This window comes from Planctopirus sp. SH287, assembly GCF_056500625.1.
In genome coordinates, this window is the sequence record NZ_CM151403.1 from 1016531 (window position 1) to 1033639 (window position 17109).

Below are 17109 nucleotides of genomic sequence, written 5' to 3' on the forward strand. Positions count from 1 at the left end.
CAATCAGGATGACAGAGGTTTGCGTCCCCCGAATGCCGCAAATGAGACGTGCTTATGCAGGATTTCGATCTGCCTGAAGCCGGCATGTCGTAATTGATCGAGTTGAAACATCAACGATTGCGGTGTGTCTTCGCGGGCGATGTAGGCGAACACATGGTCGCGATAAGCAGTGTCCTTCAATCGCGTCAGGTAGTCGCCATAAAGAGACTTCATGACCGTTTCGATTTCTGGAGAGGTGCTTTCAACCAGGTCAAAGATCCAGAAAGAACCCCCAGGTTTCAAAGAGGAGAAGATCTTCTGAAAGACGGCAGCCCATTCTTCCTCTGTGCGCAGGTGATGCAGCACTGCGGCAGCAATGACCACATCAAAAGCCTCTGCGCCTAGCTCAAGCTCGCGGAGATCTCCTTGAAGAGTAGTGATGTTCGCCGCTGTCGATTGGCTCAGACGCTCTTTAGCCCGGGTCAGCATCGGCTGGCTGAGATCAATCAGCGTGACGTTCATGCCGGGAAGTGATTCCAGTATTTTGAGCGAAAAGTTGCCTGCCCCGCAGCCAATATCGAGAAGTGATGTGGCAGTGGGGGTGGTGGCTTTGGCGGCTCGTGCGACAAGATCCAGGCAATAGGCGGCATCGATTGTTGACGTCTGACCAGTTTCCAGGTTCGAAAAGCGTTCAACGTCGTGATCAAATCGCGTGCGAATCTCGTCCACCGTGGATTTGTCGCAGTGAGGTGTCATCGGGAGAAAACTCCTGGAATCGCGATAGCTTGGAAGCAGAAGGCTGACGGCTCGTTTCTCACTGCCAGGCTTACAAAGCTGACAAAATGACCTGATGTCTTTTCATTGACACCAGGTCATTGAGTCAGCGAGCTTTTGTGCTCATCTTTTGTCAGAGGCAGCGATTGGCTTATTGCTGGCTAAACCGTTCCTTTGCTATTGGTAAAAGAACGGTTCGGCATCCCGTTCAACGATCGTCATCGAAATCGGTTTCATCAGAAGCAGCAGTTCCCGCTTCAAAATCTTCTTCGCCATCGTAGATGATTTCGTCTTCGTCGCTGAATTCTTCAGCGAATTCGAGCAACTCATCACGTTCTTCGGCATTACGCGGCTTAATCCGGCCTTCAGAATCGGTCTCGCGGCTGCGGAAATAGAGCTTGATAGGGACTTCGTTGAAAGGGAGTTCTTCCCGGAAAACGCCGAGCAGATACCGTTTCCAACTGTCATCGATCAGTTGCGCGTCATTGCATTTGAGAACCAGTGTCGGCGGTTCGATCGCTACCTGGGTCGCATAGTAAATTTTGACATTGCGATTCTGGCGCATGGGTGGCGGCCAGTTTTTAATGGCCTTTTTCACGAGGCGATTGAGTTCCCCGGTGCCGACTCGCACACGGGCCTGCTTGAAGATTGACTGAGCAAGGTTGATCAGTTTCTTAACGTTCTTCCCCGTCATCCCGGTGATGAACGCCAGCGGGACATGTCGCATGCTGGCAAAGTTCTGCAACAAATAATCATTCCACGCTTCCATCTCCTGGTCGCCGTGAAGATCCCACTTATTCACTACGAAAATACAGGGCTTGTGGTATTCATAAATCTCATGAACCAACTGCTTGTCGACACGTGAGATTGGCTGCGTGCAGTCAAAGAACATCAGGACGACATGCGACCGGCGAATGCTCCGTTTGGCGCGGGCCAGGCCATACCATTCGATGTCATTAGCCAGCGACTTGCGCTTGCGAACGCCAGGAGTATCGATGGCAATAAAAGACTTGCCATCCAGTTCAAAGCGAACATCAACACTATCGCGGGTCGTGCCGGGAATTTCGCTGACGATCATACGTTCTGCTTCGGCGAGCGCGTTGACAAAAGTGCTTTTCCCGACGTTACGCCGGCCCACAATTGCCAGTTTCAGTTCAGGATCGGCGGCGTCATGTTCCCCGTCGGTCTGTTCTTCTTCGTTGGCCTCTGGAAGGTGCTCGAGAATGGCTTGAAGAAGGTCGGAGCGGTTCCGATTTCCTTTCACACTGGTGATCACCAGCGGGGCATCGGCCAATGCGTAGAACGGCCCTAACTCCATGTCCAGTTTGGGAGAATCGCACTTATTAACGACAATCACTTTGGCGACATTGATGGGCCTGAGCCGGCGAGAGACTTCCAGATCGAGGGATGTCAAGCCGACGGATCCGTCCACGACGAAGAGGATCAGATCGGCTTCCTGAATGCCAACTTCAATCTGTTGGTCGATTTCTTCACTGAGATCGTCAACATCAACGATCCCGATCCCGCCGGTATCAACGAGTTCAAAATATCGATCGCCTTCGTGCATGAGGTACATGACACGATCTCGGGTCACGCCCGCTGTGGGATCGACAACGGAAATTCGTTTTTGGGCCAGCCAGTTGAGGAGGGAGCTTTTACCGACGTTGGGGCGACCCACGATGGCAACTTTGGGAATCGACATAAAACAAGTTCACTTCAACACGAAATCAATGGAAGCACAGCGGAATGCTGTGATCGGCAGTTATTACTGCGCAAATGTCTTGAGGTGTGTTGGAAGGCTCAACCAGTTTGTTGAGCCATTACGCTCAACCAGCCGGGGGGGAGAAGATGCTCAAACCCACTCTCACTGCACAGAGGATACCAACTCCAGGTCATTTCCGCATTGCTGCCCCATGGATTACCTTCCGGGGAGAGAGAGGGGCTGATCAAGACATATCCAAAGAGGACAATTTGGTTGTGTTTCGCCTGATAACTCCTGAGAATCCGACTTCCAATCTCTTGAGTCAGCTTATTTCTGGCGGTTTTATCAATTCGTGGCGGATATGTGCGTGATGGCAGATCAAGGTGAACGTTGGCGACCGTTTGCTGAGGAACTGCGAGAATTTGGGCCGGACAATCGCGCCGAGCCATTATCGTTGAGTGACGCTCAAGCTTATTGTCGCCAGCTGGCTCGTCGCCATTACGAGAATTTTCCGCTGGTCTCCTGGTTCTTACCGAAAAACCTGCATACTCATTTTTATAACGTTTATGCCTTTTGCCGCTGGGCTGACGACCTGAGTGACGAAACGGGGGATCCCCTTCGATCCCTGGAACTTCTGAACTGGTGGCAACAGGAATTACAGACCTGCTATCCAGAAAGATCGTTCAGTTCTTTGAAGTTGCCCTTCAGTGATATGTCGGTCGACAACATGTTGATCAGGCGGCATCCAGTGATGATTGCACTTAAAGAAACAATCACGACGTTTCAGATCCCGGCCGATCCGTTTCTCGATTTGATCTCAGCTTTTCAACAGGATCAGACTCAAACGACTTATCAAACGTTCGATGATCTGCTGGATTACTGTCGACTGAGTGCTAATCCTGTGGGCCGGATTGTCCTTTATCTGGGACGCGACAACTCACCACAGAATTTTTTGTGGTCGGATTCGATCTGCACGGGTTTGCAACTGGCCAATTTCTGGCAGGATGTGGCACGGGATTTTGCGATCAATCGCGTTTACCTCCCCGCCGAAGATCTGGCAGATTTTCAGGTCAGTCGCGAGACCCTGGCAGGACATTCTTCGACACCCGAATTTCGGCGGCTGATGGCTTTTCAAGTGGAGCGGACGCGGAAATTTTTTTTCGACGGCATGCCCCTGATCGAGCATATCACTCCCACGTTAAGGCTGGATATTGATCTCTTCGTAGCGGGTGGGCAGAAAATTCTTGACCGAATCGAACAGACGGGCTTTCGTGTGCTGGAGCAACGTCCTAAGGTGACGAAATGGGATGCGATGGGATTGCTTGCCGGGGCACTCTGGCGGAAGTTGACTGCTGGAAAGTCCCGACAAAGCGACTGTGACCATGTTGATTCACACGAAAAGGTCACATGAAATTTTTGATTCCCTGTGTCCGGTCAATCTTCGATGAAAAATGACAAGTCTCTTTCTCTAACAAGGGCGTAAGTGGGTGGTATTGCATGAACATGGAGACGAGAGCATCCACTGTGATTGAAGAACGGCCTTTGACGATGGCCGAGTCTTATCTCTGGTGCACGGAGTTGACGAAGCGTTCTCGTTCCAATTTTCGCTTGTCATTCTATACGCTCAACGCAGAGCGACGGCGGGCGATGATGGCTCTCTATAGTTTCATGCGTATTACAGATGATCTGGGGGATGATGGTTCCTATTCGCCGGAAGAACGCGCCAAGAAACTGGCTTTCTGGCGAACGGCATTGTCAGACGCTCTTGATGGTGAAACTGGCACGCATCCATTAATGCCGGCACTGGCTGATACTGTGCGTCGATTCAAGATTCCTCCGCGGTATTTGTCCGACGTCATCAGCGGAGTCGAGATGGATCTGCATCCCGTCAATATCGCCACGTTGAATGATTTGGAAAATTACTCCTACCATGTGGCAGGAGCGGTGGGTTTGTGCTGTATTCACATTTGGGGTTTTCGTGGGCCGGAAGCTGTGGAGCCGGCATTGGCTTGCGGTCGTGCGTTGCAGTACACGAATATTCTCCGGGATGTTGCGACTGACCTTGATCTGGGGCGTATCTATTTCCCCACAGAAGTGATGTTGGCTAACGGCTACTCACCTCAGGAGTTAAGAAGTCGTGCCTACACTCCAGAATTTGTGGCTGCCATGCAGCAGATGGCACGTGTGACACGCGCGAATTATGACGAGGCCATGTCGCTGTATAGTTTATTAGAACCAGCAGGCCGTCCGATTTTTAAGGCAATGACTGATACCTATTTTGAATTGTTATGGCGAGTAGAGCGTGCTCAGTTCAATGTCTTTCAAGAACGAATACGTGTCCCGACCTGGCGGAAACTGTGGTTGGTAGGCCGTTCTCTTCTCCGCTCAGCCAGCTAGCGCCGTGTCACGGCTTTAGCTTGGGGTTTCCTGCGTAGTCGCGCATGCAGTTGCTCCATCGAACAATTGGTTTTCTCCTCAATCCAAAAACCAGCGATGAAGCAGTCTATAAAAAAAGTATCGTGAGAAGTCTGAAGACGATCTCACGATACTTTTTATTGTCAGTTAAGTCAGTGGCTGATGCTGTTGGAGCGTGGCTTCAGGCGTATTGACGAATCACACCGATCAGAATGCCGAGCACTTCAACGCGGTTGGAGAAGATCGGTTTCATGGTGCTGTTGGCAGGTTCCAGCCGGATACGGGTTGGCTCACGGTAGAACCTCTTGAGAGTGGCATCGACTCCATCGACCAAAGCCACAACGATTTCCCCGTCGCGAGCGTCAGCTTGTCGCTTGATGATGACAAAATCGCCTTCTGCAATCTGGTCTTCGATCATCGAATCGCCTTTGACCTTTAAGCAGTAATGGTCTTCGGCATCAAAGAGATGGCTAAAATCGACCCGTTCTTCCTGCTGTTCAGCGAGGACAGGGGTGCCAGCCGCAATCTGACCAGCTAACGGCAGCGTCATCCGTGATGCGGGACTGTCTGCCAGTTGAATGGCTCGCGACATATGCGATTCACGAGAAATCAGCCCCTTACGTTCAAGGGCTTTGAGGTGACACATCACGCCGTTCGGTGAGCGGATACCGAAGTGTGTCCCAATTTCACGAACCGTTGGCCCATAACCACGGTTCATAATCTTATCGCGGAGAAAGTCGTAAATCTCCTTTTGGCGAGTGGTCAGGTTTACTTTCATGCTCCGTTTCCTATGAGTGATTCATTGGGGAGGGTGAAAGCTGACCGCTGCCTGTTAGCGTTCAACATGAACTTCACCCGGAAGAACTAGAGTAAACTCTAATATACTGACGTCAAGAGAACAAGCGATTATTGCGACTTTTGTTCACAGATGACAAACGATCTGAAGGGAAAACACGAATGGCACTCTATTCAGATAACAGAAAATTCAGCAATGTATGGTCGTGCCACGTGTTCACAAGAACCATGGCGATGAACTCTATCTGCTTCTGTTCTGAACACCATTCGCTGCGGTAAAGGCTGACAATCTCAGAGAGAAATCTGATGAGGCTTTTACCCATCGCAAGTCCGTAAGAAACGTGCCCTCAAGGCAGAAAAATCACGGCGAGACTCGCGGAAAAAGAGGCTTACTGAGCTTCTACCATTGAAAATTACATGGCTTTCTAAATATTTCTAAAATCCCCAGTCATTTCAGAAAATAAAAAAGGGGAGCCTGCCGGTGATGGCAAGCCCCCCTTTTTTAGGAACATTGTCGTTGAATGACGGGTCAATTGCTATTGGCCTCTTTTGATTTGGCAGCTCGCATGTGCTTGAGCAGCGTTTCACGAAGTACAGGTTCCAGTGTTGCCGCCTGCACATCAGTTGCAACCACCACGCCCTGTGGATCGATCAGCCAGAGCGTTGGTACGGTGTTGATTCCGTAATGTGTGGCGAGTGGATGGCTCCAGCCTCGCTTGTTGCGTTCGGAGTGAAAAATCTGAGGCCATGCCAGTCCGGTCTCTTCCAGAAACCGGTCAATGGCTGACTCTTCCAAATCCAGGTTGACGCCAACAACGGTGGCGTATTTTTCATACTTCTTGGCAAGCTCTGTGAGCTGAGGGAGTTGATCACGGAATGGTTTGGAAGCTGTCGACCAGAAGACCACGAGGACGGCTTTACCACGGTATTCCTCCATGGTGATAAAATTGCCGTCCAATGCGGGGCCAGCGAGTTCCAATGACTTTCCGGGAAGGTCTAACCGGCGAAGGACATTGGTGATTTGTTGTGTTTCTGCGGTGTTGGGAAAACTCTTTTCCAGAAGTCGATAACAGGCCAGGGCTTCTTCCGGCTGGTGGTTCATTTCACAACTGGTTGCAGCGGCCAAAAGCAGAGGCAAGCTTTTTGCTGTTTCTTTCGGGAAACGAGTCGCATAAAGCTGGGCCTGCCGAGAGAGTTCGACCAGCCATTTCGGCTCGGCTTCGTTGGAGCGAAGTGCATTGGAATGAGCCAGGCTGACCACGGTGAGTTGGGCTTCAGCGGCGGCATCAGATTCAGGGCGTTTTTCATAGAAAACAGCAGCAATATCATACAGACCCGCAGTGCTCTCCGCGTCTCCCTGAAGTGCCAATTGCAATTGACTTTCGAGGAGATGGTGAGCAGCAACGGTGAAAATTCTCTCCTGAGCAGGGTCTTTGGCGGTGGCTGCTAAAGCACTGGTCGCCAGGGAAATGATCTCGCGATTACGTTCAGTTCGGAGATTTTTCTGCTGCTCCATCTGTTCTTTGAGTTTGGCCTGAGCGGCAGCATCGTTTGTGGTTGCTGGTTCAATGACGGGGTAGGGCTTTAAGCGGATACTGAGGATTTCTCGAATGGCCCATTCGGGACTTCCTTTTTCCGGTTCAGGAGTTTGAGGAAGGTCTCCAGAGAATTCTTCTTCATCGCTGGATAACAAAGCCGCTCCGGGGGCCGCGATTGATGCAACAGGTAAACCACTCCCCGAAGGGCCTGGCGTGATCAGGGGAGCCGAATCAGAGACCGTCGTGACGGCTCCGCTCTCCGCAGAAGGTGTTTGTGCGGAAGGTGTGGCTGCTGGATTACCGCCGCATCCTGCGGAAATGATGGTCAAGAAGCCGAGATAAAGTGATTGTTTACTGATGCGGCGAAGCATACGTGACATCCTTGTCGAGTGCGGTGGCCGTCAGGGCAATTCCATACTCCCTTGGGCAGCAAGGATGTTCTACGGCAAAATCCGCCGTTGGGACAAGAGCGGTTGCACAATCTTCCTCAAAGCGAAAGACTCGGGGGGCAGAAAATTCATTACGAGCCATGTTAGTGTCTGTCCGGAAACTCTTAAATCCTTCTCCCTGAGGGAGAAGGTGGCCGCAGGCCGGATGAGGGGGCGAGCGTTGCCAGTGTTAACACTTGTGATTCATCGACCCTCACCCCGGCCCTCTCCCGCAAGCGGGAGAGGGAGTATTCTCGGACAGGCACTCAGAGATTGAGCCTGATTCATGACCAGCCTGACTGTTGAAAATTATCTCAAAGCAATGCTCCAGATTAGTTTGAAGCACCAGCAGCACTGGGTGACCACTGGTCAACTGGCTGCGGAACTGAATGTTTCGCCAGGGTCAGTGACCAGCATGCTGAAAACGTTGAGCGAGGCGAATCTGGCTGAATACCGGCCTTACGGGGGAGTCGCGCTGACAGAAACCGGGCGAACTTTGGCGTTGCGAGTGCTGAGGCGGCATCGGCTGATTGAACTGTTTCTTGTCGAAACACTTCATTTAACCTGGGATCAGGTTCATGAAGAGGCTGAGCATATGGAGCATGCTGTCAGCGATTTTCTGGTAGAACGGATCGACGAATTTCTTGGTCGCCCGGCTTCCGATCCGCATGGAGATCCGATCCCGGCTTCCGACGGAGTCATGCGTGGCCCGGAACAACCGATGGCATCTTTAGCAGAGGTCACAGCCGGTTCTCGATTTCGTCTCAGCCGTGTGGTGAATCAGGATTCGGCGTTTCTGCGGTTTCTTACAGATTCGGGCGTTGAAATTGGTGTCGATGGAGTTGTCGAGCAGAACAATCCCGAAGCCGGAATTGTGGCCATCGATTTAGCGGGTCGGAAACTGAACCTGGGCCATTCGGCAGCTGCTCATTTGCAAGTCATTGTCGATGAGGCACAGGCTGGTGATTAAGCCGCTTTCCGCGTGGGAAGTGTTGGAATGTTGAGGGGCTTCTCTTTGGCAGGCAATTTCTGAGTGCGGAAGGGTTGTCCATTGAGAAACTTGTCAATTTTTGTGGATTCGATGAATGCGTGGTAGCTCCACCACGAAAGTGCCAGGGTTCCCGAGGCCACAAGAGGGAACTGGATGATGGCCGGGATCGCAGTTTGAACCGCAAGAATTTCCAGGGCGGCGACAATGGGGTGGTGGACAAGGTAAATCCAGAATGAAGCCGCAGCCAACATGGCTATTGTGGTAGGAATTCTGGGAATGAGTTGTGCGCCGCTCCAACAGGTTAATGTCCAGCACATCGCAGTGATTGACAGCAGCAATCCCCCCATCAGACGCTGATAGAGCGGTTCTGTGGAAACGAGGGTGGAGAATGCGGCCGCTTGTTGAAACTCCGCATGAGAGACAACGCTGCACACGATGGAGGTGATGAAGAGGAGCATTGTGATTTTCTCCCCTTTCAATGGCCACGCTGCGTCTGCATAGGCCAGTAATGCACCGAGCAGGAAGAACTCGGCTGAGTAGGCCAGCTTGGCAAAATCCGGCAGAAATCCGTGTTGAAAGCCAGTGACCACTTCAGGCTGCCAGGTCAAAGTCGCGGTGATTGACAGGAAAAGCAGGCCTAACATGCCCAACATCAGCAATTGAAAGCCCGTGGATGGCTTAGAGGCTATCCGAAAACGCTCAAACCCTACTCGCTTTGAGGAAGAAGGTGGCCGCAGATCAGATGAGGGGATTGGTCTTGGCTCTGGAAAAACGGCTGGTTCATCGGCCCCCTCACCCCAACCCTCTCCCACGAGGGGAGAGGGAGCCGTCCCGGTTCGACTCTTAGAGTGAACTGGAATGCTGACTGCGGGGCTTTTCAAAGAGCGAACGGCCATATCAACCAGGCCAAAAATGATGCTGATCACCAGTAGGTATTGGAGATACCACAGGTGGCTCAGTCCCCAGGCTTGAGCATAAGACCCGGTGAGTTTCAGGCTGAAAAGTTTTTGAACAGGAAGTTCTCCATTCAAAACCCAGCCACCAATCCACAGATAGAGTTCAATCGGCAGGATGACACAGGCTGCTGCCAGCAGAGGAGCACCCAACCGATTCCAGCGGGCGTAGAGAAATTCTTTTGTGCCGCGATTCTTCAGGCTCATCCAGCAGCCATAGCCACTCAGACAGAAAAATAGTGGCATGATGAACGATTCGATCCACCAGAACAGCGCGTTGGCCAGAGCCGAGCTTTCTGATGATCGGGCTGGCCAAACCAGGCCGGCCATCGGTTCCTCCAGGTAAGGAATCGCCGCATGGAGCAGGACAACCAGTAGCGCACCTCCAGCCCGAAGAGCATCAAGCCCCATGACCCGAGTCGCTGGACGAGTTGGTACGGCCTGATCCAAGCCGTCCCTGGCTGGATGAGTACTGGTCATGCGTTTCCTGCAAGGGGTTTTCCAAGAGAGGTGAAATATCAGATTTTCCAAACCGGTGGCAGGCCGATTTTCTGATTTTTGATTGCTTTGGTCTCAGTTCAAACTTTACGCAAATCATTTGTCATGACCATCGCTCAAAGCGTTCCCGGAGATCTTTCCATGAGTTCATCAGTTGATGATTCATGAATGTATGTTGTTGAGAGATAACAATTTACTGTGAAATTACGGATTCTGATTATGCGTCCTATTGATTGTTAAAGAGAAACAAGGATTATTGCAGTTGTTGTGCGTTGTTGTGAGGTGGAGTGTCTTCCACACGTCGTCAATATCGATTTATCGGCGGGAACTCATTGTGCTTCAAAGACACTTCTTCAAGGCCTGTGAAGCTTTCCAGACGCTTTTGACCTATGACTTTTGTCCCTGGGCGAATCGCTGGGTCTATTGGGTCAAGCAGCCTTTGGCGTTTCTGGGGTTAGCGATTCTTGCTGCCATTGCCTGCACGATCTGGCTCAATCCCTTGTCGTTGATCGGGGTGGCGGGAGCGATGCTGATTCTCCTGCTGGGTTATCTCTGGCCCACATTAAGCATGTGGGGTGTCGAGGGGGAGTTGCAGTTTGATCGTGCTCGGATCAGCGAGGGAGAATCGGTTCGTGTGACGCTGAATGTTACGAATCGCTGGCCATGGCCGGTTTGGGGCCTGACCGTGCAGATGCCGCATGTTTCCTGTTCTCAGATGGAGAATCGAGAAGTGGGAACAGATAGTGATGGTATTGGAAAGCCAGCGTCTGATGGTCGGTATTGGGTTTCACTCGCTTCAGTTGCGGGAGGGACTCAGTCACGATTTGCGTGGGAATGGAAGCCGGCGGTTCGTGGAGACTATCCGAAAAGCGTTCCGCGTCTGGAGTCTGCCTTTCCCTTCGGTTTTCGATCAGCGTCCCGTTCTTTGAAGGTGGGGAGTCGTCTTCTGGTGTGGCCTCGGATTGTGCCACTTGGGTCGTTGCTTGATGTGTCTGTCGCCAACCCCACTGCCGAAGTGTTTTCTTCGCATCGGGTGGGTGATCAGGGGGATCTGCTGGGAACTCGTCCTTATCGCCAGGGAGATTCTCTCCGCCGGGTGCATTGGGCTCAAACGGCTCGGCATCGTCGTCTGATCGTGATTGAGCGGCAGGCGTCGATTCAATCACAAGTGGAAATCGATTTGCCGACCGACGAGTCGATTCATTCTGGTGATGAGCATGACGTTGATTCCTCGTTCAACTGGGCGGTTCGGATCTCGGCGAGTTTGAGTGTGGCCTATTTAGAGGCCAGCAGTGCGGTTCGTTGCCATGTGGGTGGGCAGCTTTTTGCCGTTGAACCCGGATCCGCAGGGCGTCGCCAATTGCTGGATGCGCTGGCACGGGTGGCCATGACGAAGGATTCGACTCATGTGGCTCATCAATGTCACCGGGGCGGTTTTCATCTGTCGGTCGTGACAGACCAGTCGATTCATGGGGCACATCTGCCTCATGAAGAATCAGGGCGGATGATTGTTATTCGGACATGCGAGGGGCATCACTGCAACGATCATCACTCTCATGCTGATGCGTGTCGTCAGGCGATCTGGCTTGATTTGAAACCGAACCTGGGGGAGCAGTTTCAGCGGGAATGGAAGAGGGTCTGCCATGTGGGTTAATGGGCGTCTTAGTAGCGGACTGACCTATTTGCTGGTGGTGGTTTCCTTCGTGGCTTTTGAGCTTGTACTGGGTGAGCCAGAACGCGGTGTTGGCCTGTCGTGGGGCATCGCGATTTCCAAACTTTTGATTGCGGTCGTTGCCGGGGCGGTGATTGGCCAATTCCTGCGCGGTCGACGTGAACTCAAGGAAATGGATGCGGAACCATCCCTTCTTGCCACCGGGGTTCTGGCTGGGACTGTTTTTGGCCTGGAGCTTATGATTCGTGGTCGTCTGGGTCTGTGGCTACCGTTGGAACTGCTATTGCTTCTGGCTTTGCAGTCCGTCGTGCTGGCACTCACGATTGTGAACTTCTGGCGGGATGCACGAAGCCAGGCGGTGATTCTGGCCACCTTTTTGCTGATCTTTTCAGCGGCCGTTGGTAAGCCCTGGTGGTTGCAGCTCTTTGTTCTGGGATATCTGGCGATTGGAATTGGCTGGCTGATGGGCCGTCATTGGGAGCGGTTGAGTGTCCATCTGGTTTCGTCGGTGGAGAAAAAATTTCCCCGGCGTTGGCTTCTGATCGTTCCTGTGTCGCTGGCTATTGCTCTGTCGGTCATCCCGTTGACATTCTCAGAGGCTGCTCGTGGTTTGCCGGGTCTGGTTCCCAGTTCGGGCGGGACGGGCGACTCAAGCCCCTGGGCGCGGGGTGGCGTCAATGATGGTGATGCCATTATTGCAGGAAGTGAGAACGTCAAGAGTTTCGCGCCGATCGATGATGCTCCGTTCATGACGTCACATGATCCCAGCCTTTATGATCTGTTTGACGATACCTATGACGAACCGATCATGCCCATGAAGCAGGATCGGGCCATCGCGTTGCCGCGGCAGTTTCGTTCGTCGGCGGAACAGAAAATGTCGAAGGCGCAATCAGGTGGTCGACCGTTCTCGACTCTTCGTGAATCGGTGGCTCCTCAGCAGAAACGTCCCCAGGATCTTGTCAGTGAGGCGCTGGCTTTTGTTGTGGGAAGAGTGCCCCTTCATCTTTCACTGGAGACCTTCGCCGATTTTGACGGTGTTCTCTGGCATGCTGAAGTTGAACCCACGTATGGTGCCAGCAATGCCACCATACGTGAAGTGAAGGGAAAACCATGGTATTTGCTGCCCGTCGATACTCGACCTCAGCATTATGCGGCAAGTGAACTCCATGCGGTGAAACTGGTTCAACTGGAGACCAACGCGATTCCTTCGCCTCCCGGACTTGAGGCGGTGATGATTGACCAGTTGGTTGATCCGTCGTTTTATCGCTGGGCTTCTCCTGGACGTTTGAGGCTCGATCGTGAACGAATCCCGGATTTAACGGTGATTCATTTGCAGTCAGCACCGATTGATGAGCGGCTGTTGCTGAACAGCCACGCGATTTTTCCAGCAGGAGCCAGCCAGTATCTTGGTCTTCCTGATGATGAATTCCTCGTCCGGGTTGAGGAACTGGTCGATCAGATTACACGCGGCCATCCTCGTGGCTGGAATCAAATCGCAGCGATTCGTGACTATCTTCGCAACAATTTCACCGTCGATAAGGAAGCCCGGCCACCTGCCGATTGCACCAACGTTCCTGCCTGGTTTTTGTTTGAGTCGCGACGTGGTAGTGACTATCACTTTGCGAATGCCGCAGCCATGTTGTTGCGGGCTGCAGGTTATCCTTCGCGTCTGGTGGCAGGACTCTATGCGAGGGATGACCGCTACGACAATCGTCTGAAGCAGACGCCGATTTTGAAAGAGGACGTTCATACCTGGGTCGAGGTTCATGGCGGACTGCACTGGTGGCTGACGGTCGAGCCGACTCCGGGTTACACCGTTCTTGGGCCTCCACCAACTCTTGCTGAACGCCTGGGGTTAGTGGCGTGGCATGCTTTGCTGCTGCTTTGGAGAAATCTCGTACTCGTGATGGCTGCTGTCACGCTTATTATCGTGGGATGGTTTCAACGTGATGCGCTCGCAGCCGAAGTCATGGCGATTTTATGGAGATGTCGGTCATTTCCAACCGCGCGACAGGCAATCCTTGCTGCTTCTCGGGTTTTAGAAGCCCGGCTTCGCGCAGCAGGTTATCGTCGCCCCGCGCATCAGACAATGAATCGCTGGTTACGAGAGATGGCAGCATCTCTGGCAACTCGATCCTCCCAGCGATCTCCCGTATTGAGTTCTAGCCATGTGATTTCGGCGAGTGGGCGGGCGGAGCCATCTAAACGAGACTTCACGCCACTTCTCAATCAGCTTCAGCAGTTCGCGGATGGATGTGATCTTGCGGCTTATGGAACAGTGGGGCAGGACTTCTATGAAGGGCGTCAAGAGCCTCGATCCTCTGGTGCCGCCAATGCCATGACAGATCGGCAATCTCTGAAATGGGTGACGCAGTCTTTGATCACTGAATGGTCATCTTGGCGTTGGGCGAGACTTCTGAAATAACCCAGGGTTTCCTCCAGGCATGTCTTACCGTTGTCTGAATCCGGTGGCTTGTTGTCCTTAATGATCACCCCATCTCAGGCCATGTGACAACTGATTTCATCTCCCTTCTTAATGACAACAAACGACCAGGCAGTTATCTATGAGCATTGCAACTGACTCTTCGCTCGAAACAATTCCCAAGCCGAAGACGATGTCCACAGAAAATGTGGTGGACTCTCGGAGTGAATGCCGTTCACAAGTCGATTTTCGACTTCAAGTCGAGAAGCTGCGGCAATGCCTTAATGGCACATTGCTGGGTAAGCCTGACGTGGTGGAGTTTGTACTGGCTTCACTTCTGGCAAAAGGGCATGTCCTGCTGGAGGACAAGCCGGGATTAGGAAAAACGACATTAGCCAAAGGGCTGGCGCAATCGATTGGTGGCCGGTTCAGTCGCGTGCAATGCACGCCAGATCTTCTTCCCAGTGATCTGACGGGCTTCAATATCTACAACCAGAAGACACAGGAATTTGAGTTTCGCGAAGGGCCAGTGTTTACCGAAATTTTGCTGACTGACGAAATCAATCGAGCAACTCCCCGAACTCAAAGCGCTTTGCTGGAGTCGATGGCTGAGCGACAGGTTACGGTTGATGGGTCAACGTATTCCTTGCCATCGACATTCTTTGTGATCGCCACTCAGAATCCTCATGAGCAGCATGGGACTTATCCGCTTCCCGAAGCGCAGCTTGATCGATTTGCCGTGAAACTTTCGATTGGCTATCCCGAGGCTGACGACGAAGCGCGGATGCTGGCTGCTGCCGTCATTTCGTCAGGCCATCTGGCACCTGCGGGGCGTCAGCCTCAGGAGAAATGTTTGTCGCCGGAGGAATTGGCAGAGCTTCAGCATCTGGTGGCTACAGTCGCTGTGCCGGCATGTGTCCAGGAGTATCTGGTCAACTTTGCCCGCGTTTCACGTCTCCATCCGCGAATTACCCTGGGCCTGAGTCCGCGCGCCCTGCTGATCTGGCAGCGGTTAGCGCAGGCGTGGGCCTGGCTGAAAGGGCGTGATTTTGTAACGCCCAGTGACCTTCAGGATGTGGCACGACCTGTGCTTGCTGTGCGGTTGGCTGTGGATGGAGATTCGTCGCAAATACTCATTGAAGAATTGATCGAATCGGTTCCTGTCCCGGTGCCGGCTCTCTGAAACTGTCTGGGATTTTCCTGTTTTTTTACCTCTTCTAGCCACTTTGAGTGCTGTCATGATTGTTCTGGTGACGTTTCTCATTCGAACTTTGCAGGCTGCTGTTGAGGCGGCACCTACCGTACTGGTGGGATGCGTTGTGGCCGCTTTTCTGCATGTGGTGGTTGGGCCGCGTCATCTGCACGGATTTTTCTCCCAGCGGGGCTGGCGTGGGCTTCTGTCGACGACAGCCAGCGGGGCGCTGCTTCCTGTCTGTTCATTGGGCGTGATTCCCGTCTTGTTGGAAATGCGAGCGGCACGCGTCAGCCTTTCCCGGATACTGGCATTTGCGATTTCCGGCCCGCTGCTCAATCCGATCACGATCTGTTACGGATTAACCATCCTGACCTGGCCTATGTTCATGACGATCGTTGTGAGTGCTCTGGCTCTCTCTCTCGCCACAGGCTGGTTGGTAGAACGATTGACTTCCGCTGAGCAACTGACTCTCACTGAAGGGCAGAGCGGGGTGGCTTTATTAACGGGAACTGAGACTGGTGAGGTGAATGAGTCTGAGCCGGATGTTGGCGTGCTTCGCATGATCAATCTGCTGTTTGCGGCATGTCGCATTCTGGCGGGGAATGCGTTGGGGTGGATCGTACTTGGGATTGTTGCTTCTGGAATGACAGCCGCCCTGATTCCCGCTGATAGTATCGGGCATGTGATGGGGGCTGGTAATCTTTGGGCACCCTGGATCATGCTGGTCGCTGTCACCACGCAATTTGTTGCTCCCGCGACCGGGGTGATGCAAGTGGCGGCGATGGAAAAGGTTCACTGGTCTTTGGCTGCCGCCCTCATCCTGCAGTTATTCGGAGTGGGACTGAGCCTTCCGAGCCTGATTTTTGCTGGAAAATCACTGGGTTTACGCCGCGCATTGGCAGTTACACTGGTGGTGATGATGATTGCGTTCACCATTGGCTATGTGGCCAATGCCACGGTTCCCAAGCTTCCTACCGATGATGACGAGACGCATGCGATTGACAATCTGTCACAGCCGTTTGGAACGTATGCCAGTATTCCTTCGGCATGGCAACTCTGGGCCAGTGCCACGACCTATTCGAGCGATGCCAACGGTTGGAGTCTCGCGCTGATATTGGTGGTTATTGGCATGGGGACTGTCTTGCGATTGCGAGGGATAACGACAGTTCGAGACCTTTTCCCTGCCTGGAAGCATTTGTCCGTTGGAACAACTTCTGCATCGAAGAAGTCATTCTGGAACCAGCCTTTGTCGCCACGATGGATTCAGCGGTTGGTCGTTGCGGGGGCGGCAATCTGTACTGCGATTTTAATTTATATCTATTACCCGCCGGTTGAAGAGATCTTCGACGATATCAGTGGCATCCGTGCGGAAGCGTTAACTGCGATCAAGCAGGAGCAATTTGAAATTGCAGCCCCTCGGTTAGCAGCCTGGAATCAGCAGTTGGGGAAGTTGATCCCCAGCGCCATTCTTCGTGGCCAGTCTGTGTCTGCAGCCGCGAAGGCATCGAAAGATCTTCTGAGCGCCCGGCTTCAGGAAGTCGGAACGGCGATCAGTCAGAAGTCTTCGGAAGATGTGAAGAAGCTCTCGCAAGATCTCTTTTCGCTGAATAGCGATTGCCGGAATGCTTTTTTACATTCCGGCGTTAACGCCGTTTCACAAGGGAAATGATCCTCTGGTTGTAGGCTTGATCGTGCGGCGTTAATACGAATTGGCCAGAGATTGTCATTGGTACGAGATACAGCGAGT

12 protein-coding genes are annotated in these 17109 nt (G+C 52.7%); 7 read left to right on the top strand and 5 right to left on the bottom strand.

What is annotated here, in order from left to right:
- Positions 1–3: 3 nt before the first annotated feature.
- Together SH287x_RS03675 and der are read right to left on the bottom strand one after the other, a co-directional pair.
- On the bottom strand, positions 4–735 hold the full coding sequence (locus SH287x_RS03675) for a class I SAM-dependent methyltransferase (RefSeq protein ID WP_479517086.1): 732 nt from the start codon (positions 733–735) through the stop codon (positions 4–6).
- A gap of 226 nt (positions 736–961) precedes the next feature.
- Positions 962–2455, bottom strand: coding sequence for a ribosome biogenesis GTPase Der (gene der, locus SH287x_RS03680; protein WP_479517087.1), 1494 nt, complete (start codon positions 2453–2455; stop codon positions 962–964).
- A gap of 370 nt (positions 2456–2825) precedes the next feature.
- Here der and hpnC point away from each other — a divergent pair, with 370 nt between their 5' ends.
- Both hpnC and SH287x_RS03690 read left to right on the top strand, forming a co-directional pair.
- Entirely contained in the window at positions 2826–3866 is a 1041-nt protein-coding gene (gene hpnC / locus SH287x_RS03685) for a squalene synthase HpnC (protein ID WP_479518654.1), read from the top strand.
- Between the two features lie 86 nt (positions 3867–3952).
- A complete protein-coding gene (locus SH287x_RS03690; protein ID WP_479517088.1) occupies positions 3953–4852 on the top strand; it encodes a phytoene/squalene synthase family protein in 900 nt (299 codons plus the stop codon).
- Positions 4853–5051: 199 nt separating this feature from the next.
- Here the strand turns inward: SH287x_RS03690 and lexA are convergent, their stop codons facing one another.
- Positions 5052–5648, bottom strand: coding sequence for a transcriptional repressor LexA (gene lexA / locus SH287x_RS03695; RefSeq protein WP_479517089.1), 597 nt, complete (start codon positions 5646–5648; stop codon positions 5052–5054).
- A 546-nt stretch (positions 5649–6194) separates the two neighbouring features.
- Positions 6195–7574 (bottom strand): TlpA family protein disulfide reductase, encoded by a 1380-nt coding sequence (locus SH287x_RS03700; RefSeq protein WP_479517090.1) that lies wholly within the window; start codon positions 7572–7574, stop codon positions 6195–6197.
- A gap of 343 nt (positions 7575–7917) precedes the next feature.
- On the opposite strand from SH287x_RS03700, the gene SH287x_RS03705 reads away from it, so the two are divergent.
- Positions 7918–8601: a metal-dependent transcriptional regulator gene (locus SH287x_RS03705; protein ID WP_479517091.1), complete on the top strand. Its 684-nt coding sequence runs from the start codon at positions 7918–7920 to the stop codon at positions 8599–8601.
- On the opposite strand, the gene SH287x_RS03710 is transcribed toward SH287x_RS03705, so the two are convergent.
- Positions 8598–10055 (bottom strand): acyltransferase family protein, encoded by a 1458-nt coding sequence (locus tag SH287x_RS03710; protein WP_479517092.1) that lies wholly within the window; start codon positions 10053–10055, stop codon positions 8598–8600. The genes SH287x_RS03705 and SH287x_RS03710 overlap by 4 nt on opposite strands.
- A gap of 352 nt (positions 10056–10407) precedes the next feature.
- Here SH287x_RS03710 and SH287x_RS03715 point away from each other — a divergent pair, with 352 nt between their 5' ends.
- The 4 genes from SH287x_RS03715 to SH287x_RS03730 all read left to right on the top strand — a co-directional run bounded on the left by SH287x_RS03715 (position 10408) and on the right by SH287x_RS03730 (position 17031).
- Complete coding sequence (locus tag SH287x_RS03715) at positions 10408–11727, top strand: DUF58 domain-containing protein (RefSeq protein ID WP_479517093.1); 1320 nt, start codon at positions 10408–10410, stop codon at positions 11725–11727.
- Positions 11717–14170, top strand: coding sequence for a transglutaminase TgpA family protein (locus SH287x_RS03720; RefSeq protein WP_479517094.1), 2454 nt, complete (start codon positions 11717–11719; stop codon positions 14168–14170). Before SH287x_RS03715 ends, SH287x_RS03720 begins: the two co-directional genes overlap by 11 nt.
- Positions 14171–14309: 139 nt before the next feature.
- On the top strand, positions 14310–15350 hold the full coding sequence (locus SH287x_RS03725) for an AAA family ATPase (protein WP_479517095.1): 1041 nt from the start codon (positions 14310–14312) through the stop codon (positions 15348–15350).
- Between the two features lie 67 nt (positions 15351–15417).
- Positions 15418–17031: a permease gene (locus SH287x_RS03730; RefSeq protein WP_479517096.1), complete on the top strand. Its 1614-nt coding sequence runs from the start codon at positions 15418–15420 to the stop codon at positions 17029–17031.
- The last annotated feature ends 78 nt before the right edge of the window (positions 17032–17109 follow it).